General features: G+C 39.2%; 17 protein-coding genes. 6 read left to right on the top strand and 11 right to left on the bottom strand.

All coding sequences use genetic code 11. The features are described from left to right. Window positions 1-277 precede the first annotated feature (277 nt). The 5 genes from BMY50_RS18955 to BMY50_RS18970 form a co-directional block, all read right to left on the bottom strand. Window positions 278-3235, bottom strand: a complete 2958-nt coding sequence (locus tag BMY50_RS18955) for an AsmA family protein (protein WP_093327522.1) — start codon at window positions 3233-3235, stop codon at window positions 278-280. A gap of 220 nt (window positions 3236-3455) precedes the next feature. Then, window positions 3456-3614 (bottom strand): hypothetical protein, encoded by a 159-nt coding sequence (locus tag BMY50_RS28175; RefSeq protein ID WP_162276633.1) that lies wholly within the window; start codon window positions 3612-3614, stop codon window positions 3456-3458. 43 nt (window positions 3615-3657) lie between these two features. Next, window positions 3658-5232 (bottom strand): oleate hydratase, encoded by a 1575-nt coding sequence (locus tag BMY50_RS18960; RefSeq protein ID WP_093327524.1) that lies wholly within the window; start codon window positions 5230-5232, stop codon window positions 3658-3660. A gap of 315 nt (window positions 5233-5547) precedes the next feature. After that, complete coding sequence (locus BMY50_RS18965; protein WP_093327526.1) at window positions 5548-6051, bottom strand: hypothetical protein; 504 nt, start codon at window positions 6049-6051, stop codon at window positions 5548-5550. Window positions 6052-6064: 13 nt separating this feature from the next. Next, window positions 6065-6691 carry a class I SAM-dependent DNA methyltransferase gene (locus BMY50_RS18970; protein ID WP_093327529.1) on the bottom strand — a complete coding sequence of 209 codons (627 nt, stop codon included), beginning with the start codon at window positions 6689-6691 and terminating at the stop codon, window positions 6065-6067. A gap of 324 nt (window positions 6692-7015) precedes the next feature. Here BMY50_RS18970 and BMY50_RS18975 point away from each other — a divergent pair, with 324 nt between their 5' ends. From BMY50_RS18975 to BMY50_RS18985, 3 genes are all read left to right on the top strand, one after another. Beyond that, window positions 7016-7318, top strand: a complete 303-nt coding sequence (locus BMY50_RS18975) for a hypothetical protein (protein ID WP_139202295.1) — start codon at window positions 7016-7018, stop codon at window positions 7316-7318. A gap of 413 nt (window positions 7319-7731) precedes the next feature. Further along, window positions 7732-8163, top strand: coding sequence for a hypothetical protein (locus BMY50_RS18980; RefSeq protein ID WP_093327535.1), 432 nt, complete (start codon window positions 7732-7734; stop codon window positions 8161-8163). Then, entirely contained in the window at window positions 8082-10472 is a 2391-nt protein-coding gene (locus BMY50_RS18985) for an ABC transporter permease (protein ID WP_093327537.1), read from the top strand. Before BMY50_RS18980 ends, BMY50_RS18985 begins: the two co-directional genes overlap by 82 nt. Window positions 10473-10522: 50 nt before the next feature. On the opposite strand, the gene BMY50_RS18990 is transcribed toward BMY50_RS18985, so the two are convergent. Next, window positions 10523-11425 (bottom strand): class I SAM-dependent methyltransferase, encoded by a 903-nt coding sequence (locus tag BMY50_RS18990; RefSeq protein ID WP_093327539.1) that lies wholly within the window; start codon window positions 11423-11425, stop codon window positions 10523-10525. A 173-nt stretch (window positions 11426-11598) separates the two neighbouring features. Between BMY50_RS18990 and BMY50_RS18995 the strand changes: the two genes are divergently transcribed. From BMY50_RS18995 to BMY50_RS19010, 3 genes are all read left to right on the top strand, one after another. Continuing rightward, the gene (locus BMY50_RS18995) at window positions 11599-12660 is read left to right on the top strand and encodes an ATP-binding cassette domain-containing protein (protein WP_238383820.1); all 1062 of its coding nucleotides are present in this window, start codon (window positions 11599-11601) and stop codon (window positions 12658-12660) included. Window positions 12661-12664: 4 nt separating this feature from the next. Then, window positions 12665-13480 carry an ABC transporter permease gene (locus tag BMY50_RS19000; RefSeq protein ID WP_162276634.1) on the top strand — a complete coding sequence of 272 codons (816 nt, stop codon included), beginning with the start codon at window positions 12665-12667 and terminating at the stop codon, window positions 13478-13480. A gap of 528 nt (window positions 13481-14008) precedes the next feature. Then, window positions 14009-15103: an acyltransferase family protein gene (locus tag BMY50_RS19010; RefSeq protein WP_093327547.1), complete on the top strand. Its 1095-nt coding sequence runs from the start codon at window positions 14009-14011 to the stop codon at window positions 15101-15103. Between the two features lie 29 nt (window positions 15104-15132). Here BMY50_RS19010 and chrA read toward each other — a convergent pair whose 3' ends face one another. The 5 genes from chrA to BMY50_RS19035 all read right to left on the bottom strand — a co-directional run. Beyond that, window positions 15133-16458: a chromate efflux transporter gene (chrA, locus tag BMY50_RS19015; protein ID WP_093327603.1), complete on the bottom strand. Its 1326-nt coding sequence runs from the start codon at window positions 16456-16458 to the stop codon at window positions 15133-15135. Between the two features lie 421 nt (window positions 16459-16879). After that, the gene (locus BMY50_RS19020; protein ID WP_093327549.1) at window positions 16880-17515 is read right to left on the bottom strand and encodes a response regulator; all 636 of its coding nucleotides are present in this window, start codon (window positions 17513-17515) and stop codon (window positions 16880-16882) included. A 153-nt stretch (window positions 17516-17668) separates the two neighbouring features. Continuing rightward, window positions 17669-19612: an OmpA family protein gene (locus BMY50_RS19025; RefSeq protein ID WP_093327606.1), complete on the bottom strand. Its 1944-nt coding sequence runs from the start codon at window positions 19610-19612 to the stop codon at window positions 17669-17671. A 50-nt stretch (window positions 19613-19662) separates the two neighbouring features. Continuing rightward, window positions 19663-20670: a PorP/SprF family type IX secretion system membrane protein gene (locus BMY50_RS19030; RefSeq protein WP_093327552.1), complete on the bottom strand. Its 1008-nt coding sequence runs from the start codon at window positions 20668-20670 to the stop codon at window positions 19663-19665. Between the two features lie 79 nt (window positions 20671-20749). Then, on the bottom strand, window positions 20750-23182 hold a 2433-nt coding region (locus BMY50_RS19035; protein WP_139202296.1), incomplete at its 5' end, for an Ig-like domain-containing protein.

The following is a 23182-nucleotide window of genomic DNA, read 5'->3' on the forward strand; positions in this document are numbered from 1 at the left end:
TGGCTCATAAGGAAACACCTCCAAGGGTAGAAATATAAGTTGTCTGAAAAAGGCTTAGCTTTTTTGCCGATTTTAGAAAACATAAAAGAATGGAATTTAAAATATGAAATAATTCCAATACCTAAAGGGGCTGATTAAATTGGAGAGCTTTTTCAAAGAGTATTTGAAATAAACAAATCAACTCATATAGCTTTTCAACTTCCTCAACAGCAAGATTCAAACTACAGTAAAATTGACAATGTTGAGGATAGCCCGCCTGTCGGAAATCCGTTGTTGTCTATTGAAAATCGATCATTTTCAATATGATGTTTCTCTTTTTGATAATCGTGCTATCTGCCTTCTTGGCCAAGCGCTCCTTATCAGTGAAATAGTACTTATAACGTGCCTTCGCTAAACTGATGTTATAATCGGGAATTTTTCCCTTAATATCAACACCTGTTTTAAAAGGAATAGGAGATTTTAGCACAGAGACATGATAATTGTAAGAAAGATCAATATGCTGGATACCGCCTACCGCCAAGCGATAGCGATCAATTTCAACTAAGGCGGGCAGAATTTCCAACTGTTGGTCGCGTATAAGCATTTCGACGTTGAGCGAATCGACAAATGTGCTATCACGCTCTTTGAATTTAAAAGTCTTAGCAAGTTCGCTAAAAGCTTTATTATTCCGTACGGTTAAATGACTAGCCTTTAATGCCGCAATACTTTTTATCGATCCGACGTCTATTTCCATGTCATTCTTCAATTTCGCTGAACCTTTAATACTGAAATCTGCCCGACCTTCAAGTGATTGTATAATGGGGAAAAGGGTATCTAACCCAGGCGCAAAATCTTTGGCTTGATCCATATTCATATTGCGAACGTCGATAACATACCTTACACGGGCCTGCCCATCATGTTGCGGTTCATATCGTAATTTGGTTTGGAGATAAGCATCTCCAGAGGTTAAGCTAAAATCGTGCAGATTTAGCTGACCGTTATCAATCCGGGCTTGCCCTTTAAGTCCTGTTAACACCAAATCGCCCATCTTTAAGCGATCAACAAATGAGTTAAAAGTGAAACGGATATTCTTCGGTATTGCGAAGTTTTGAGATGCTTCAACAGCTTTCACCGGCGGGGCAGCAGCCAACGTAGGTGCGGCCATTGCCTCAATCACTGACGCTTTTGGTGTTTCGGTTGAGATAAGTTTCATCATTTCATCCACGTCCAAGTAGCGTGCATGAAGATTGAGATTTGCATATAAGAATGTGTCAGCCTTATCGACTGGAAAAATATTTTTCACCTCTCCGTCCAGTTTTGTCTTGAAATTTCCAAAGCTCACGAAGGCATTATTCAAGCGGATATCATGCCCATCTACTGCAATATGCGAACGGTTTACGGAAAGAGGTTTGTCCAAATGAGGGATCGTAGCGATAAGTTTTGAAAAACTAAACGAACCTTTTGGCCACCATCTTTTTTGCTCATCTTTCTTTATATCGAAATCATAAGACCCTTCATCTATAATAAGCTTTGTTTTACCATAATGAATAGCAAAATTCTGCGCATTAAAATGTGTGGTAAAATGAGGCGAACGCGGTTTCGATCCGGGACGTGCTTCAGCCACGATGGTGGCACGCTCCAAAGTAGCGTCAAGGCTATCTGCAGATTGATAGCGAAGTTTCGCAAGTTGTATTTCTCCTTTCAGGGGCTGCTGTTTATCACCGTATCTGGCTCTCGAAAGCGCCGTTTGAAGGGCCTTTACGGAAAGATTGTGTTTTCGCCCATATTGTAAGGTAAGTTCATCTACTTCCACATGACCCAATAGGCTGTCCATCCCTGATCGACGTACGTTCAGTTCAGTATGTGCTGTGTGGAAAACGAGGCTATCTTTACTTATGTTAACCTTAAGGTTGTCCATTTTACAATTGCCATAAAGTAATAAATCTCTATAGTCAAAACCGGCATTCGCATCATAGGTTATTTTGCCGTTTAGGTCTAATGCTGCCGTCCCCCCCATTTGTATCCCTTCAGCTATCGGAAAAGTGTTTCCGACCTTAGTAAGATCTACCTTTGCTTGAATATGGGGGGCTATTTCAGGCTTAGTAAGCAAGTTACGCACTAAACCACTACCCAATACGCTTATACCGGTTCCGTTTAATATTATTTTATTTATGCGTAACTCCGAGCGATTGCTTTGATTAAAGTCCAACAAAGTTTCCACATCGGCTTCTAACTGGTTAATTCTGCCCGGAAATCTTTTATAACGTAAGGAACCTCCGTGAATTTTTAATTGGGCTCGTGATATCGGCGTCTTTCCGCCTCCGTATATCCCTTTACTGCTTAAAACCAAATAGACTTTACCTCCCACATCCACATCTTCTGTTTTCAGGTATCGTTTAGGAAGCATTTTCCATAAGTTGGCCAATGAAGGTACACGCATAGTTGCTTCGAGCACAACATCTACCGCTTTCTGAGGTTTCAACTCGGCAAACTGCCCATCTAATCGAAAATCAATATCATTTAACTTAAGCTTTCCATCTTCAAAGTTTAAAATCCGTTTCTTTTTATCTAGTTTCATTTCGGTCTCTAACACCGAATGCAATTGCTTAATTAACCCATGGCCTCCCTTTGTTATCGCAAGTTGCTTACTTTCCACATATAATTTTAGCAATAGATTATCATCATCATCTCTAAAACCAAGTTTAAGATTTAGACTAGGTATCCGAAAATCTAGTTTAGTACCCAAATCAAGATAATGAAAAGTGGCGTCTTTAATAAGAAGTGATTTGACATGGATTGACTTAATTTCAGGGTTTCCAGTCAATGTATCTTCGTTTATGGATGTTTCTTTTTTTAAGATGTCGTAATTCACTTTTCCCTGCGGATCTACCACTACATATAGCCGAGGTTTAAGCACACTGATTTTCTCAATATCCACCTCTTTTGACAAAAGAAATTTTGTAAGGTTGACTGATCCTCGAAAATCGTTGAAGGCTGCTAGGGTATCTTTATTATTTTTTGACAGGACATATCCATTATTCAACCGTGCTCCAAAGTGAGGAAATGAAGAAAAAAATGTTAACTCGACCTTGTCACAAAAAACTCGTGCATCTAATTGCTGATTAATCATCCGCAGCGCCACCGGTGTTATTTTCTCGGGTGTAAAAACAAAATTAATCACGACAGCGATGCTTGCTAAAATCAAGACCAAGATAATAACCAATACGATAAGAACTCTTCTAAACACCGTCGACATAAACCCTATTTTCTATTTCTTTTCTTATAATTCTCATACCATTTTGTCCGGTAAATAAAGCGGTAAAGTTAATTCTTAGAAAAGAAACTTCCTACAACATTTATCCAACGATGAAACATCCCTCATAAAAGTTTATGAGCATCACTATAATATAATGGTTCAACAAAAAAGTCATACACTTCAATTGTGTATGACTTTTGCCTGTTCGATATAATTTTTATTAAAGAGCCTCAACTACTGCTAAGGAAAGACTTAAACTTTCTGCTATTATTTGATTGAAAACACCAGTTTTGTAAGAAAAACTATGTTCAATACAAACAAATAATCGAACTTTTGGGATAAAATCAAGTGGAGGACGATTTTTTTCTCCTTCTTTCATTTAGGTTTGAAGATTATAGCTTTATCTTACTCATTGTCAATTACTATTTCCTGTGCATCATTTTCAGCGCTTCAAAAAGAATAGCAGGATCGTGTTGGCCTTTGTAAAATGGTGACACTTCCTTATCAAGGTTTAGCAAACCAAAAACAGCCGTCTGCGCAGTCCGTACAGAATATTCAACAGTAAACACTACATCATCGGGAACTTCGGCATACTGACCAATAAATGCCAGATTCTTGGATCCAGCGGGAATTACCTGTGGCCTATCTTTACCTGTACGGGGCATAAATTGACTTGTAATATAAGGCATCATGGCCGGAATCGTAATTGATGTTTCCAACAAATGTTGAAGGTGCTCTGTAAATCGGAAATGAGACAATACTTCAGTGAGTATTTCATCTCCGGTACAGGCCGACATTTTCTTTTTTACGAAATTACCTTCTTTATCAGGAAACAAACCATAACCCCACCATACCCAAACATCTTTAGGTTGTTCGAAATAATGGGGTTGGTGATTAAGAACAACCGTCAGTAACCAGTTTGAATCTTTTATTGTAATTAAGCCTCCTTTTCCCGCTTCACTCCCAGAAAAAGCTTCCAACAGATCAAAAAAAGTAGCATCACGGGCAGTAACCGTGAATGATTCCCATTTTGTTTTAGGGATATCGTTACAAAAAGGAATTGGGTTCCCAAAGTCTGGCGATTTGGCGGCTAGCTTCTGCCAAAGCTTCCAAGCGCTGCCGGTTTTTTCGGTATGCAGTTCTGGCGCCTGTTGTTTCGACCCTACACTCGAATTGGCAGTCATGGTACCATTTGTTACAAATACGAGATCTTCTGCTGATAGCTCAATGGTTTTCTCCATCCCGTTTTGTATCAGGTGCAAACGCTCGGCTATTTTTTCCTTTTCTGTGATTTTTAACGAAATATCAATCACTTCTGTTGCCATTTCTAATATTACGCCATGTTCTTTAAGCCATTTTACTATCGGTCTTACCATGGCATCAAATTGGTTGAACTGGGTGCGGTAAATGCCCGACATAGTATCGATCGTGCTAAAAAGGTGGGTAAAGCGAAGGCAATACCTTTTAAATTCAATAGCACTGTGCCATGGCTCGAAGGCAAAGGTTGTACACCAGATAAACCAAAAATTACTTTCGAAAAAATGGGGATGGAAGACATCGGTAATAGTTTTTTTCTCCAACAGCTTCTCCGGGGTAGCGCACAATTTAACCAGGTCTATACGATCTCTTTCTGAAAAGCCAAGATTGGCCACATCAACGATCTCTCCGTTAGCCACCAGCCTGGCTTTATCATTCCAAAAAAATTCCTGGTGAAATTCCATCAGTTCATCTTTGGCCGATTTTTGAGAATTGCTAATAGACGGGATAAAAGATAAGAGGTCATAAGTACAATTGAACTTCTCTTCAAACATCCGTCCACCGCGCATGGTATAGCCTTCTTTGGGATTGCCTCCAGCATCGAGACTACCACCAAACTTTTCAGACTCTTCAAATATGGTAATATTTTTACCATCTAACCCGCCATCCTTAATTAGGTAACAGGCAGCAGACAGAGAAGCGATACCACTTCCCACAAAATAGGCCTTGGAGTTGTTCATGTTGTTGTTTTTTATTAGAAATAAATAACCGATATATAAACATTGGATGAATGCTCATTAAATTTATTGAGGCACCTGAGGGTATAACAATTTATTGTGCTAAATGGTTTTAATTTCTCTGCAATAATAAATTTACTTTCGTATTCTTCTCCGACATATCGAAGTATACAAGCTGCATGAAAACACCAGCACTGTAACAACACGGTTGTTAACAACCTCATCGATACTAATTTCTCCCTCATATATTATGAGCCTGTTTATATCTTGTATCCGTAAATGGAGATTGATATTGAAGTTGTGCTCAATATGGTGGATCTACTTATTAAAATAAGTTGTATCACCCTCCATGGTGATAAAGTATTTCGGAATTTGACGATCAGAAACGCTATAAGATCCATCTGCAGATACGTTGCCTCCGAAACCGCAATCATAGGCATTGTCTACCGTCTTAATGGTTATCGAATCTCCAAGAAAATTAACCTCCCATTTACAGCCGCCATCACTTCCGTCTTTATTGTTAACGTAAATTGCTTGATTGTTTTTTACGATTAACGTATCAAACAACTGCCCAGAATTGTAAGAAGGAGGGCCAATATTTAAGTCAATATTGAATAATACAGTCGTATCATCTTTCGGATAGATCATAATATTGCCCATAGGTCCTTTTTCAGGATCTCCACCATAATAATAAGTACCTGCCAAAGCTGCTGTTTTGCTCTGTTCCGTATATAGGACACTGTCCTGGCTGCTGTTGTTTTTTTGCGAGCTTGTACAACTAGCGAACTGAATAGCAATGAGAAGAGATAAAAGATTTTTCATATTACGTATGATGTTAATGGTTCATTTCGGACTGATCACAAGCAAGCTGCGCCATCCAAACGTTAGCATTACCGCATTCGGGATCGTCTTCTCTATATTGCAAAAGACGGAAGCCATGTGCTTCTAAAAGTGACTGGTATTGATCGGTATCCAACGAACCATGAAACAGGTTCGTTCCGTCATTCATTCCCCAAGCCTCACCATATTCTGTCCCTGATGTGAACAATAATACTCCATTGCTATTCAAATGACTTTTGAATATTTGAAACATCGAAGGTTGATCTTCAGGGGGAAGGTGAAAGAAACTATGCCAAGCAATAATGGCATCAAATTTCTGGCTTAGCGAAAGTTGACGCATATCAGCTTGTACGAAATCTTTGGATGGAAGATTTCTCTTTGCGATGTCAAGCATCCGGTAGCTGGCATCAACCCCCGTAACTTGCATTCCTTGACTTAACAGATAATCCATTATAGGCACCCCAGTTCCGCATCCCAAATCCAGCACTTTCGCTCCTTTACCTATGATTTTAATTAGGCTATCAAGGTAGGTTTTTTCCATTATTCCTTGAGGACGATTTTCAAAAAACCAGTCTGCAATAACATTGTATGCTTCAAAAACATTCTTTTTTTCGTTTTTCATATTGTTCGAATGGACAAACAAATGTAAGAGAAAACCTAAATCTCAATTTTAATATTACCATGCTCATCGTGCATTTAACCTGAATTAATCGGAGAATGAACCGCAGAAATATATGACTGGACTTAAGGGCAATAAAAAAGGTCTTGGTATAGTTTTCTGTTTCTGTGTAAGCTACCGATCATTCTATGTAAATAAACGCTTTTTTATCGAAATTATGTTTAACATGGCGAGCTAATCAGAAAAGAAAAATCTTTATTATAACAATTTGCTTAAACTAGCCGAACATGTAATTTTAAAACCCCATCACAGGATTAAAACTTTGTCATGAAACGACGTATGAAAAGAAAAAATCAAGGCGTAAATGACCTATCTAGGAAAGATATGAAAGCGAAGATTCCTCCAGCTATATCACAATTGAAACAGGAAATAATCTATTCGATCTTTTTGAAGAGCGCTAATTTAAAAACATTAAAATGTAGTTTTTCTTGCGAGCTACCTGTTGAGTCATTGATCTACATCCTTGAAGCAGAATTGTCTATAAAGCTGGTAAACGGAAAATATGTTGCTACTTTAAAGGGGATAGAGAATTTAAAGGGAAGAACAATCAGAGGAGCCGATAGAGATTAGGAATTTTACTAAAGTTAAGGCCGTATTTAGCCCATTTCCATATCTTTGCAAGAGAACCCTTTACAACCCAAATTTCTTGATGAAAAAATCCAGAAAAACCATTCAAGTAGAAATTGATAACAGCGCAAAAATTTATCTTATCGAATTTTACGTTAAAGATTGGTTGTTATTTGCAGTAGAACCAAAAAGTCTTTATATATGATATCGTTAAAAAATCTTTCAGCAAATATTCTCATTATTGGATTAATAATGGGATTCTACGCGTGTCAATCTAAGCGTCAATCATCTGTTTCGGACAAAAATTATACAGATTCATCCGAAAGACGGGATCTGATAGTTACCTAGATAGCAATAGGCCCGTCAATTATTATTCACCTACATGGAAAAACAATGATCAACTTGTCGCTCACAATGTGGAAAAATTATACACCCTAAATTTGAAAGGGCAGGTAATAGACTCTATCGGCTTCGATAAATTGATCGGTAAAGATTACACCTTATCCAGCTCTAATTCTTTTTACTTTAGCAGAGACAGCGAAAACTTATTTTTCAATGCCGGAAACCAAGACACTTTGCCTCAACTTATGGGCTCCAATGAGGCACTTTATGTGTTACATATAGCTGACAAGCAGGTTAAACGTTTATCGCTTTCCGGCATGAATGTAAATCGAATTTTTGTCACCGACGACGACCGTATATTTTATTCTCTTAAACATGCAACACTAATTGAATTGGTGCGTCTTCTGTATCAAAGCACCTTTTTATGTTTAAAAGCTATTTCAAAATCGCTTGGCGCAATTTGTGGAAAAACAGGATCTACAGCTTTCTCAATGTTTTTGGCTTAGCGCTTGGGATTACCTGTGCGGGATTAATTTTTTTATGGGATGAAAGTGAATTGACATTTGATCATTTCAATTTAAAAAAGGATAAACTTTATCGGCTAGAAGTTAATATGCCTTTTAATGAAGGTGTATTTACCATGAGTTCCACGCCACGTCCGATGGCGGCAGCGATAAAAGCTGAAATCCCAGGTATCGTCAATGCTGCAAGATATTCAGATCAAGAAGAACGATTACTTTTCAGTCTCGATAATACATCTCTATACGCAGCCGGGCGTTATACGGACGCATCGCTTTTTAGTATGTTTACATTTACCTTTTTGCAAGGCAATGTTTCTAATCCATTCCCACAATTATATTCTCTTGTCATCACACAGCATACAGCAAAGAAATTCTTTGGCACCAATAAAAACGTTCTTGGCAAAACTATACGCATAGATAACGAACAAAACTATGTCATTACAGGTGTGGTAGAAGATATGCCCGAAAACTCGTCCATTCAGTTTGAATGGTTGGCACCATACGACATCCTTACGACCAAAAGACCAGAGGATCTTGATGAATGGGGCAGTTATGGTCCGCTTACTTACATTGAACTGGATAAAAAAGCAAGCTTTGCGGTGGTTAACAACCAGCTTAAACAGTTCATTCAGCGAAAAGCGCCAACTGAAAAAAGCGAGACTTTTCTCTTCCCGATGAAACAATGGAGACTATATGATGGATTTGCCAATGGCAAACCGACCGGTGAAGGACGCATTGTACAGGTTCGTATGCTGTCTATGATAGCTTGGATCATATTGCTAATCGCCTGTATCAATTTTATGAATCTTGCTACCGCACAAAGCGAGAAGAGAGCAAAAGAAGTGGGTGTACGTAAGGTTTTAGGCTCGGGAAAGAAAAGACTGATGGCACAATTCATTTGCGAAGCTTTTATGGTGACTACTGTTGCCGCAATTCTTGCAGTATCCTTCATGTATATTTCACTGCCTGCATTTAATGCTATTATGCAAAAGAATCTTATGCTGAACCTCATGAGTTCTGATCATTTTATTTTCCTGTTAACCGTTACAGGCATTTGCGGACTAGTAGCCGGAAGTTATCCATCCCTTTATTTATCGTCGTTCAATCCTCTTGCAGTTTTAAAGGGATTTAAAATTAAAACTAAAGGTGCCGCATTCATAAGAAAAGGGCTGGTTATTATTCAATTTGCCGTTTCTATCATTTTTACTATCAGCACAATTGTGGTGTACACACAGATACAGCATATCAAGAAACGAGCGCTAGGCTTCAATAAAAGTAACCTAATTGAAATTGACCCGCAGCATAATATTTCGACAATATTTCCCTTGATAAAAGAAGATTTATTGCTTACAGGCCTTGTAGAAAATGCAGCCCTTACCGGACATGTAACGCTGTACGGGGGTGATACTGACGACCGCTTTAGATGGGCAGGAAAGCCGGAGGATCAGAAAATTTCGGTGGCTCAAAGGCACATAAGCCCTGAATTTATTTCCACTTCCGGCATGAAAATTTTAGAAGGGAGAGATTTTGGGGAAACTGCTTCGACAGAAAGTAACAATGTCATTATTAATAAATCTATGGCAAATCTGATGGATAAACAGGGTGCTGTCGGAAAAATCATACAATCGCCACGCGGTAATCCAGACGGGGTTTTCACTAACATGACAGTGATAGGCGTTGTAGACAACTTCGTCTATGGCAATATCTATGACCAAGCCGGTCCTATGATTCTTTTCTGCAAAGCTCCAGAATACCATAGTTTCATTTACGCACGGATAAAAAAAGAGGTCGATATTAGACAAGCATTGTCAAAGATAGAATACGTTATGAAGAAGAATAACCCTGCGTATCCAATAGCATTCAGATTTGTGGACGACCAATTCAATCAACTATTTAAAAACGAAACACTTACAGGTAAAGTTTCTACGGTATTCGCGGTATTGGCTATTTTGATTTCCTGTCTAGGTTTATTTGGACTTTCAGCTTACATGGCCGAAAGAAAAGCCAAAGAAATTGGTATTAGAAAGGTATTGGGCGCGAGTGTTGCAAGGATTGTATTGCTACTTTCTATAAATTTTTTACAACTTGTTGGCATTGCCTGCTTGATTGGCTTTCCTTTTTCCTGGTGGATTATGCATGATTGGTTACAAAACTATTCCTACCGTATTGACATAGGCTGGTGGGTATTTTTAGTGGCAGGTATTGCAGCACTTTTAATTGCTTTAATAACCATCAGTTTTCAGTCTATCAAGGCCGCCATTGTTACTCCGGCAAAAAGCTTGAGGAGTGAATAATTTTCTTCCCTTGAAAGAAAACGGTTTGCATAGGACGGTCAATCGTGGATTTAAGTTCGAGCATGTAGAAATAGATTGATATTTTCCTCTTCCCTTCCTATAGAAGTAAGATCCGCATTAAACCCTGCTTGTTGAGCAAGATTTAGTAAATCTTTTTCATTTCGATGGTTTAAGTACCAACCACCAAATAATTCCATAAAACCTCGGCAAGGATTAAAATCATCATTAAAGTTTCCAATAACAATCATTCCTCCGGGATTGAGCCAATTTTTAAATCTTTTTAACAACATGACAAAAGCTTTATCGTCAAAATAGTCGAACAAACCGGCCGACCAAATAAGGTCATATTTTTTAGTAGTTTGAAACCTGAATATGTTTTTATTTATATAGGTAATAAATTCATTGTATGATGCTGTTAAAGCTTGAGCATGGCTGATAGCATTTTTATCCATTTCAATGCACGTGGTATTTAGTTGCTTTTCAGAAGATAATTGTCTATAAGCTTCAAATAGATCCCTTCCCGGTCCGCTTGCTATATTACAAAGTTCAAGCTGTTTTCTTTCTGAAAGTATGTTATTTATGAGGCTGATAAAGTAGCTTTTCCTATTGCGAACAGCAACAGCTGCGGGTTGATTTAAAATAAATAAATCCCAATTCGGTTGGCTTGTATCTCTTAGCTCTTTTTGATACATCTGATCGATAACCTGATAATCACCCGCATATCCGTAAGGTTTTAGGTTAACATGACCGATTAAGGAATTTGCATCGAATAATAATTCATTTGTGTTTAAAGCCGCGAGAACTTCTTGCTTCAATAACACTCCTTCCCTCACCATATCAGTAAGGAGTGTTGCATTCTTAAGCACCTCTTGATATTCGCTGCTTTGTGGACCGCCCCGCTCAATGACAGCATTTAGTTCATCAAGCACCTCATTTGTTGTTTTCCTTGTCATACAGTTTTTTTATACATGCATAAAAGGCCTTTATTATCCGTACGTGAAATAGCTGATTGCTAAATTATAATTGTAAAGAGCTATTTCGATGATTCATCATATTCATTTTCAAGGATTATAATCATTCCGTTCAGTTTATAAATTTTCACTATCGTCCGGCATATAAAAAACATGTGTTAACCAACAAGAATATTGTAAACGAAGGAAAATTTGGAAAAGGAAAAGAAAATTATGTAGCTTTATTTTTGACACCAATTTATGAAAACATGGCAACAGACTATGCCGTTGTGGTAAAGGACCTAAAAAAGTCGTTTAAAAATCTTCAAGTACTGCGAGGAATAAGTTTTTCGGTTGCAAGGGGAACGGTTCTAGCTATTTTAGGCCCCAATGGTGCCGGTAAAACCACTACCGTGCGCATTCTTAGTACTTTAATAACGCCAGATGAAGGCATAGCCATAGTGAACGGTTTCGATGTACAAAAACATCCGAAGCAAGTACGCAGCAATATCGGGCTTACGGGCCAATTTGCCGCTGTGGACGAATACCTTACTGCGACAGAGAATCTCTACATGTTAGGTCGCTTATACAGGATGAGCCATGCAGTAATAAAGGAGCGTTCAAAAGAACTGTTAGAAAAATTTGATTTAGTGGATGCAGCCCACCGTTCAGTGAAAAATTATTCAGGAGGAATGAAGCGCCGTATCGATCTGGCGATGAGCCTTATTGCTTCGCCACCTGTGATTTTTTTGGATGAACCGACCACTGGTCTCGATCCGAGAAGCCGACTAGCCATGTGGGAGATGATACGGCAATTGAAGGCTGAAGGCACCAGCATTTTGTTGACCACGCAATATATGGATGAGGCAGATCAGCTAGCAGACAGGATCGTGGTTATTGATAATGGCTTGGTGATAGCTGAAGGTACTGCCGACGAATTAAAGGCGCGTGTAGGGAGCGACCGTGTAGAACTTAAGCTGGCCAAAGAGGACGATATAGAAAAAGCCCATGCCCTCATGAATGGTGAATCTGTGCATACCAACACTGACCGCCGTATTATTAGCGTCACCACAAAGGGCGGGATAACTCGTTTGAAAGAGATACTGCAACGTTTCGAATCAGCAGGCTTGGAGGTTGAAAATGTTTCATTGAACCGGCCAACGCTGGACGATGTTTTTTTGGCGTTGACAGGGCATGCAGCAACAGAAGAAACAGAAGCGGATCAACATAAAAAATAAACAAATGATAGACAAAACACGTATACAAGACACACTATCACATCAAAAGCGAGCATCATTATTCTGGCTACTGAGCGACTCATGGGTAATGACCAAGCGTAGTACCCTACATATCATCAGAAGCCTGGACCAACTGCTTTCGGTGGCCATCTTTCCCATTATGTTTCTGATTCTGAACCGATATGTTTTCGGCGGTGCTATCAATACGGGTGAAATAAGTTACGTGAATTTTTTGGTTGCTGGTATTCTGGTTCAAATGTTGGCATTTGGTGCCAATTATACTACTATAAATTTGGCTGTCGATCTTCAACAGGGCATCGTTGACCGCTTCCGTTCTTTACCTATGGCTAGCAGTGCGTTGCTTATCGGTCACGTTACATCCGATCTATTGCGTAATATCATATCGGCTGTTATCGTGTTTGCTGTAAGTTTTATTATCGGCTTCCGTCCGAGTGCAACAGCGGTTGAATGGTTATTAGTGATCGCGCTGGCTTTGCTCTTTACGCTGGCCATATCTTGGTTATCTGCCATTTTGGGCTTATTCGTTAAAAGTTTGGAAGCAGCGCAGTGGGTGGGGTTTGTAGTTATTTTTCCATTAACGTTCGCTTCAAGTGCTTTTGTACCTACCGATACCATGCCGAAAGCCTTGCGTCTTTTCGCCGAAAACCAACCGCTAACTCACGTTATCAATGCCATGCGGGCTTGGCTCGTGGGCACACCACCTGGAAATTCAACCTGGCTAGCCTTTGTATGGTGCATTGCCATTATTGTTGTTGCTATGCCCCTAGCAACATGGATATTTAAACGCAAGACCAGTTGAACCTAGTGAGATAATCTCCAACTGCAATGACCACGCCAGAGCAGCAGGGTTGCCTACACCCCGCTGCCGGCGTGAGCCAAACAAACACAGAACAAGAAGTTAAACAAATGTGTTACTCTCAACTTTGACTTGCCAGTAAGAACCAAGTCTCTTGAAGTTAACAAATAATATTACAACGCCTTTATTATTTTTCCAATAGCTGAACCCTTCTTTAAGAACAGGTTTGAGGAATTTAGGCCTTTTATTAATCGGTACATCGCAAGATAATAAAATTATTTCCTTAAAGGAAATAATTTGTGCAATTATTTTCTCTATCAGCTGCCTTAATATTAACCAAGACTGTAAGGTTACGGATATTTCATATCTATTTATAAATTGAAACAAAACAAAGAAAAATTGACACGCACTTGTTAGGTTTATTTGTATAATATGGGCTTTCTTTGAAAATATCTCTTTATAAAGTTTGTACTGAGCATCTTTTAAAGAATATCTATAAACGAGTATTCATTTCATCATGTTGACAAACAAATGTGCTTAAGAAAATCAGATCCAGTTCTTTTAAAAACCAAACAGCATTTCGAAATTTTAGATGGGCTTAGGGGAATAGCCGCTGTTGCCGTAGTAATCTTTCATTTTATGGAAATAGCCACTCCTGATTATCATGATAATTTTATTGCCCACAGTTATTTGGCTGTGGATTTCTTTTTCTGCTTATCGGGTTTTGTAATCGCTTATGCATATGATAACAAAGCGAAAAATATAGGTACTATCCAGTTTATCAAATTAAGATTGATCCGCCTTCATCCACTGGTAATTATTTGTTCCGTACTGGGTTTAGCAGCGTTTCTATTTGACCCCTTTAGTGATCTTCATGCAAAATTTAGCTCCATTCAGGTCTTTCTTATGTTTTTGAGTTCTTGCTTGTTAATCCCTTATCCAATTGTACCTGAACGATATTTCAATCTTTTCCATCTCAATCCACCAACTTGGTCATTGTTTTGGGAATACATTGCCAACATCTTTTACATACTGATTCTATTTAAGCTACGCAATAAAATACTATGGTTACTCACCATCATTGCCGCAATTGCACTTTGCTTTGAATCTTACCGATCCGGTTATTTGGGTGTCGGCTGGGGCGTAGACAATTATCTTGGTGGAGGTTTTAGGGTTTTTTATTCATTCTTAGCGGGAATGTTGGTTTATCGATCCAGCTGGATTATCAAAAATAGACTTGGGTTTATCTTAATGAGTGTATTACTTGCCATTACCTTTCTAATTCCCTTTTCCGATAAAACTAACTGGATATTAGACCTCTTCTTAGTAATCTTTTACTTTCCTTTTCTGGTTGCTTTAGGGGCGGGTTCGAGTTTAAGTGCTTCTCAAAGTAACATCTGTAAATTTTTGGGAGATATATCATACCCGCTTTACATGGTCCACTATCCTTTCATATGGATATTTTTAAGTTACGTGGAAGAAGCTAAGCCAGCCCTAAACCAATTGGAAATTATTATTCCAATCGGAGTGCTGCTTTTGATTGTTCTCGCCTATTTTATTGTGGTCTTTTTGGACATCCCTCTTCGTAAATATCTTAAAGAAAGGTTTTCTGTAATTAAGGTATGAGAAGTTTGAAGGTTATAAGAACGGCATAGTTACACAAAAAAATAGTAGTGCACTAACCCAAAAACGAGACTTAAACCTATTATTTTTAGGACATTTACGCTAAACTTTTTCATTAAAACAAGTGTAATGATAATCCAGCCAAGAGCAAACCAATCCAGTTTGTCTAATGAAAGGGTTTCAGGAAAAATTACTTCCTTGCCTAAAAACAGCGTTAAATTTAAAATGACACCAACAACTGAGGCCGTTACAAATCCGAGTACATCACTTATTTTACTATTGCCATGTGTTTTTTCAATAATGGGCCCACCAACGAAGATAAAAAGAAACGAAGGGAGAAAGGTGTTAAAAGCGGTGAGCAGTAAACCGACTGACCCCATTAAGATCGAGCCCGCGAAGTAGTTGTAAGCAGCGATGAAACCTACATAACAGACCACAATAATAAGTGGGCCAGGAGTTGTTTCAGCTAGCGCAAATCCGTCAATCATTTGGAGTTTCGAGAGCCAAGCTAACTTTGTTACGCTGAACTGGGCTACATAAGGCAATACGGTATAAGAGCCACCAATGGTCAACAAAGCTGTTTGGGTGAAAAATAAGGAAAGCTGTTTCCAAAAGGTAAAATCACGTAGCAGAAAATAGATAAGCAGGATCGGGATTAACCAAATTAAAATAAAAAAGAGACATTGCTTCAGCGCGCTAGCCATCGATGTTGCTCTTCCCTCAGCTATCGAGCTGCTATTAAAGTAGTATTCCTTTTCATTCGTAAAAGCGTGTTCTTCAGCCACACTGGTCTTTTGTTCTCTTTTACGTAGCTTATTTACCATTAACCCTGTTAAAATGGCTCCCAGGAGAATAACCAACATAGATACATTAAATAGAAATATAGCGAGAAATGCAAGAAAAGCTATACTCACATGATACCTGCTTTTCAGTGCTTTGTTTCCAATCCCCAGCAAAGCAACTATGATAATCGAAATTACAGCTGGCTTAAAGCCTTTAAACATGGCAAACATCCATGGCTGGTTTCCCAACTCAACATATAGGACGCTCAGCACAAGCAGGATAAACAATGATGGAAGAAAAAATAAAGTTCCTGCGACCAGACCACCTTTTTTACCATGCAACTGCCATCCAATATAAATCGCTAATTGCTGAGCTTCGGGACCAGGCAGCAGCATACAGAGGTTCAAGGCATGAAAAAATCGGGTGCTGCTAATCCATTTCTTACGATTAACTAGCTCTTCATGCATGATGTTTATGTGACCTACTGTACCACCAAAGCTGATCCATCCTAATTTGAACCAGAATTTTAGGGCCTCTATAAAGGTAGGTTTAGAAACCAGGGTACTTTTACTCATTTTTTTACTCGTCATATGAAGCATAGCACTCCCATCTCCTATAGCGTAGGAGTCTAAGGTTAAATGCTAAAATTATGGAAACCAGAAAGGGGGATGTTCGCCTCTTGTTACATTGATCAGAAGGACCATTTTCTTCCGCCTATTGAACAAAAATACCTAAATCAACACATAAAAACAAAAGATTATGTATTAATATTTTCATTTGATTTAAGCCTATTTTAAGTTATTTTAAGACATTTACTCATACCTCTTCAACCCCCTACATGTCTAGATTTTATTTATTCAAAATTAAGCTTAAAACACCCCGTACTACAAATTCAGAAAAGTTAATACAAGAGATGATTGAAGATCAGCAGCGTATTCGATTTTTGTTAGGTAAGCATCTGGGTAGATGCTCTCGTTTCAAGAAAAATAAAGCAACTTACTTATAAAGTTGAAACTTATCAAGCAAAAGCCTTAAGTTGTTTACCTGAAGTTTTTCGAAAATATTATTCTTATAGGTTCCTACCGTAGAAGTATGTAATTGCAATTGTTTTGCGATGTCCCCCAATTTATATCCTTTTAAAAGAAACCTACATACTTCAAGTTCTCGATTCGACAATAATTCAAAAGGATTGATGCTTGTTTGTTTGCCTTTTGTAAGCCTATTTTCCAAAATCATTTCTTTGACCGCGGAACTGATATACTGCTTTCCGTCATACACTCGTTGAATAGCCTTTTTCAATTCGTCTTCACCTGCAGATTTCTGTATAAAACCGTTGGCTCCTTGATCTAAGTAACGCAATGCATATACCGCTTCATCAGAGGCTGTTAGCATTAATACTTTTAAACCTGTTTTTCTGGTTTTAAGTAATGGGATCATATTGACTCCCAAACCTCCCGGAATCTCAATGTCTAAGATTACTAAATCGACAGGATGTTCATTGATTGTATTAACAGTATCTTGCCATGTTCCTGCCTCCCTGATAACTGGATTTCCAAACACTTCTTTAACAAGAAAAAGACTCCCTAAACGAATGACCTTATGGTCATCTGCAAGTAAGACATTCACTTTCATATATAGTTTGCTTTAGTTACGCGCTATTTATATCAATTGCTGTCTTTGTTAGGGTTGGTTAATTAAATTTAGGTAATTTATATAATAATTTAGGAACCTATTATCCCTTTTTATAGCCCATCATATTCAAGGAATAATAGGTTTTAATGAGTTTTATAATTCTAATACAGTAAATTCTGTTCTTCTATTTAACTGATGTTCTGCTTCAGAGCATTTAACTCCATTTGCGCACCGGTTTAGCAATTTAGATTCGCCATAACCTTTGGCCACCATTCGATCGCGGGCGATCCCTTTACTGACCAAATAATTAACAGCCGCTTGTGCACGTTTCTGTGAAAGAGACATATTGTATTTATCTCTCCCACGACTGTCAGTATGAGACGACAGTTCAATTCTCAATGTAGGATTATCCTTCAATACTTTCACTAAACCGTCTAATATAATAGCTGCATCCTGTCTGATATTAAATTTATCAAAATCATAATAGATATTATCCAAGCGGAAGGTTTTTCCTTGTTTTAGCTGGTCAAGATATAAAGCCACTTTAACCGTATCTCCAGGGTTTAAGCCATTGGTATTTGTATGAGCAGAATCTGGATAATACCCTACCCTTTCACCCAAAACGCTATAAGCCTTTTCAACATCTACTTCAAATTCAAACTGGCCTTTTTCCTTGCTTGTTTTCAATGCCAGTACCTCACCCCTTTCATCCAAAAGTGTTACATTCGTTTCTGGCAATGGTTCTTCACTTTCTTTGTCATAAGTTACACCACTGAGAACTACATTAAATGTCGGTTTCAGATAAGTAAAGGAATAAATATCATCACTTCCTACCCCTCCTTTTCTATTCGATGACATATAACCTGCTTCTGTTAAATTGGTAATATCATTAACTGTATAAGCAAAGTCATCTCCAGCGGAATTTACAGGAAAATGCATATTTACAGCTTTACTCCACTGCCCTCTTGAACCTTTCGAAGTAAAGACATCAAGATTCCCCATACCTAACCAACCATTGCTGGAAAAATAGAGTGTTCCTTCTGTTGTTATACTGGGAAACATTTCATCTCCTTTGCTATTAATCATCGTACCTGCGTTTTGCGGCTGCCCCCATTCTCCATTTAAGAGTCTTTCAGAATACCAGATATCGGTTCCCCCTTGGCCGCCAGGCATATCAGACACAAAATACAGCGTCTCTCCATCCAAGCTTAACGCGGCGTGCCCAACAGAATATTCTTTAACATTATTGTAGGCAAAAGGAGTTGCATTCCAGGTGCCATTATCATTTGTATAGATATATAATTCGAGATTTTTTGTTCTATAACGTTTTCTTTCTTCTTTTTCTTTCTGATTTACACTCCCAGCATGTGTTCTTGTAACATAAAGTGTTGTACCTTCTTTATTAGAAGCTATTGGCCCTACATGATAAGGTTCATTGTTAAATGTTGCTTCTGCGATATTAGATTGTTGAAGTCCATTATTCTCATACCGCTTTGTGTTATAAACTCTTAAAAAGGGATTTCCCGTCCAACCATAAACATTTTTAAACATAATGGCATCGGGTTCTCCAACATAGTAAACTTTATCTTCTACAGTATAGGCGCCGAACTCAGCCAAGGCCGTATTAACCGCCGCTTCATTCCTGAGTGTATGTGTCGTAGGATTCTCCATCCAAACGATTGCTGAATCACAGCCTTGAACTAATGAACTTATCTCTTCACTGTCTCCCCCTTTCGTTGCATATTGCTCAAATGCACCTTTTGCCTCTTTATATTTTCCGTTAGCTTTCAGTACTTCTGCATACCGAAGAAAATTAATAGGATTACTTGTTGAATCTTCGAGTACCCTTACATACCAGTTCTCTGCAACTGAATAGTTGTTCATCTTACGATAGCAATCTGCCAAACGCTCCAAATCGGTTGCCCGAGGCCGTTTGCTATCAACCAATGATTCAAATAAAGGTGCAGCCTTTGCATATTGATATTCGTTATAGAACTGATTTGCCCGATCACGAAGAGAAGGTTGCTCCTGTGCCTGTACTCCTATTCCCAAAAGGAGAAGCACGATAAGATATGGATATATGTATAAATTCTTCATAAGATGCTGCATTACATGATTAGATTTTTATCTGTCATTCTCTGTTCCTTTTAAAAGAATCTTGGACTTATGAGCCTGTAACCGCTTTGCGGGAATGTTAGTCCTATCGTTATCTCATGTGTACCATTTTGCACAGAGCTCAGACGGCTTAATATGTGGTCGTAAGAATACCCAATCCTCAAACGATCGTTTACGTAAAATTGTGCTACACCCGATATGGCATTAGAACTTCTTAAATCTTGCCCTTGCGCGTAACCCTTATCTCCTATATTAACGCCCATTCGATAACCTGCTCCGAACCACACTCTCTCGCCAAAAACCAACATTGCATTTAAATCAATATTTGTAGGGCCCTTAAAATCTTCCATTATCATAACGCTTGGACGAAGCTTCATATCTTCTGATAGCGTCAAAATTGTTCCCCCGATCAAATACATATGTCGCTTACGTTTGAGGTTAGAGGTAGTATTGGCATCCCAGCGGAAGATGTCGTTCGATTGGTCTCCCGAAAGGAGATCCATAACAGACACACCAACATACCATTTCGGATTATAGTAATAGACACCAAAGCGAAGATCCGGAATGAAACTACTAATCTTTCCCGCGGGAATACTTGGATCTCCCGGGTTCACAGCTTGTAATTTATTTCCATCAAGACCATAAGAAGTTACCCCAGCTCCGATACCGAAACTTAAACGTTGTGTATCCTCCGCATCCAAACGAAGTCTATATGCATAATTTGCATATACAGAGGTTGCACTTTGGGCACCCAACCTATCAGCGGTAATCTGAAGGCCAACCCCCGTGTTTTTGCTAGCTCCAAGCACTCCATCTATTGAGGCCTGTCCTGTTTTTGGCGCCCCGTCTATCCCTGTCCATTGACTTCTAAGTGCCATTTGGGCAAACCACTCTTCTTTGTATCCCGCATATGCAGGATTTACACTCAATGAGTTGAAGATGTACTGAGTAAACTGGATGTTTTGCTGTGCGCTTACCTCTCCTAAGGTAAATACCAGCACCAATATCATGACTAATCTCTTTATGTTATGCTTATCCATAGCGTTTGTATTTCAGCTTTAATTTTTAAAGGTTGGCCACACTTGAGGGCCAACCTTATTATCTCCCTATGCTTGGCTCTTATTGCCGTTTTAATAATACCCAACCTTTTTGTGTTTCAACTTTATCGTCTTTTATCAACTTGATAAGGTAATAGTACGTACCTTCATTCAGGTTCTGACCATCCCAATTATTATTATAATTTGGATTGTTGAAAATTTCACTTCCCCAACGGTTGAATACGTACAATTCTACACGATCGTATGCTTCTATGCCTACTATCTCGAATAGATCATTCCTACCATCACCATTTGGCGTAAACACATTCGGCACGAACAATGGATTTGGTATTACGCTCACTGTTACACCGGCTACATTGCTTACATTTCCTTTTTCGTCCTTCGCGGTGTAAGTAAACCTGTCGGTACCAACATATCCCTTATTTGAGGTGTAGGTTACTGTACCGTCTGGATTTACAGCTACCGTACCGTTCTGCGGTGCATTTACAATCGCAACGGAAGCTATGTCAATTGGCCATGCAGTGGCTTTATCATTCGTCAACACTTCGATCGTGACTGGTTTGCCTGACATTGTTTCTGCTTCGTCATCTAATGCTTCTGGCAACTGGTACTCAACTGGTATCTCAGGTGTCGTATCCTCATCATCTGGATTTTCTGTAGTTGGTTTATCAGGACCCCATACTCGAATACCATTGGAAATCGTTGCTGGTGCTTCCGCACTTACCATACCGGTAATCTTCATCACAATTGTTCCTCCTTTAGGCACCCTTGTATTGGCAGTAATTGTTGCGGCGTTTCCACTTCCAACTGCTGCCCCGTTACCCGATGTTACTTCGTAATTCGTAATGGTCAGTCCCTCACTTGGCAATTCTGCGACATTGATTACTTTTCCATTGAGGATATCAGACGGACCATTATTGGTTATCGTCACTGTAAAGCTTGTTGCTTGACCAGCTTGAACCCTTTCTTGGTCAGCTACCTTCGTGATACTTAAATTCGCTACATGATCTACTGGTATTTCAGGGGTATCGTCTTCATCATCTGGATCTTCTGTCGTTGGCTTATCAGGGCCCCAAACACTTATTCCATTGGTGATCGTCGCTGGAGCATCACTTGCCACGGTTGCAGTAACCTTCACTACAATTGTTCCGTTTGCTGGTATGACTGCACTAGTAGTTACCGTTGCAGCATTGGCTGTTCCACTAGCTGTACCATTACCTGATGTTACTTCGTATCCTGTGATCGTTACTCCTGCACCTGGACGCTCAGTTAAACTGATTACTTTACCGCTCACAATCTCTGCCGGACCGTTATTCGTAATGGTAAGTGTGAAGCTAGTACTTGTACCTGCTACTACACGAGCCTGATCAGCAACCTTGGTAATACTCAGCACAGCATCCCTGTCAACCGGTATTTCAGGCGTATCATCTTCGTCATCAGGATCTTCTGTCGTCGGTTTATCAGGACCCCAAACACTTATTCCATTGGTGATCGTCGCTGGAGCAGTGATCGCTACATCAGCTGTAACCTTCACGATGATCGTACCATTTACCGGTATTTCAGCGCTTGTAGTTACCGTAGCTGTATTGCTACTTCCGTTTGCCGTGCCGTTACCTGATGTTACTTCATATCCTGTAATGGTTACTCCCTCACCTGGACGCTCTGTTAAATTAATCACCTTACCACTTGGTATGGCTGTTGGGCCATCATTGGTGATCGTTAGCGTAAAGCTTGTACTTTCTCCAGCTTTAACTCTATCCTGATCAGCTACTTTTGTAATACTTAAGTTATATGGTCTCACAAAGGTTACTGTTGCTGGACTGCCGCTGATAGCCGTGCCATCTACCGTTGCGTTAACCGTTACCTGACCTGCTAGCGTACTGGTCACTTTTACCACCGCCTTGCCATTCGCATCTGTAGTTGCATTAACGGTCGTGCTGGTGCTGTCAACATTTACGATCGTGAATACTACATCTTGATTCGCTATCGGATTATTATTAGTATCTACTATAGTCGCAGTAAGCTCATTATAATCAATTCCGTCTGCTATAGCACCATCCTTGGTTACTTTCAGTTTACTCTTATCAGCATCATTTGGACTTGTCACAAAGGTTACTGTTGCTGGACTACCGCTGATAGCCGTACCACTTACTGTTGCGTTAACTATTGCTTCTCCAACCTTCTTACTGGTCAATGTTACAATCGCCTTGCCTAAGGAGTCAGTAGTTACCGTTACCGTAGAATCAGAAGCATCTACATTCTCAATATCAAACACCACCTCCTGGTTCGCTATCGGGTTGTCATTGGCATCTACTATCGTTGCTGTTAATTCGTTGTAATCAACTCCGTCTGCTTTTGCACCATCTTTAGTTACTACTAGATTGCTCTTGTCGTAATCAACCGGACCGGCAACGAAGGTCACAACAGCTGGACTGCCCACGGTGATTGCCGTGCCGTCTACCGTAGCTGTTACACTTGCCGTACCTGCTTTCGT

The organism is Olivibacter domesticus (assembly GCF_900109575.1).
In the GTDB taxonomy this organism is placed as follows: Bacteria; Bacteroidota; Bacteroidia; order Sphingobacteriales; family Sphingobacteriaceae; genus Olivibacter; species Olivibacter domesticus.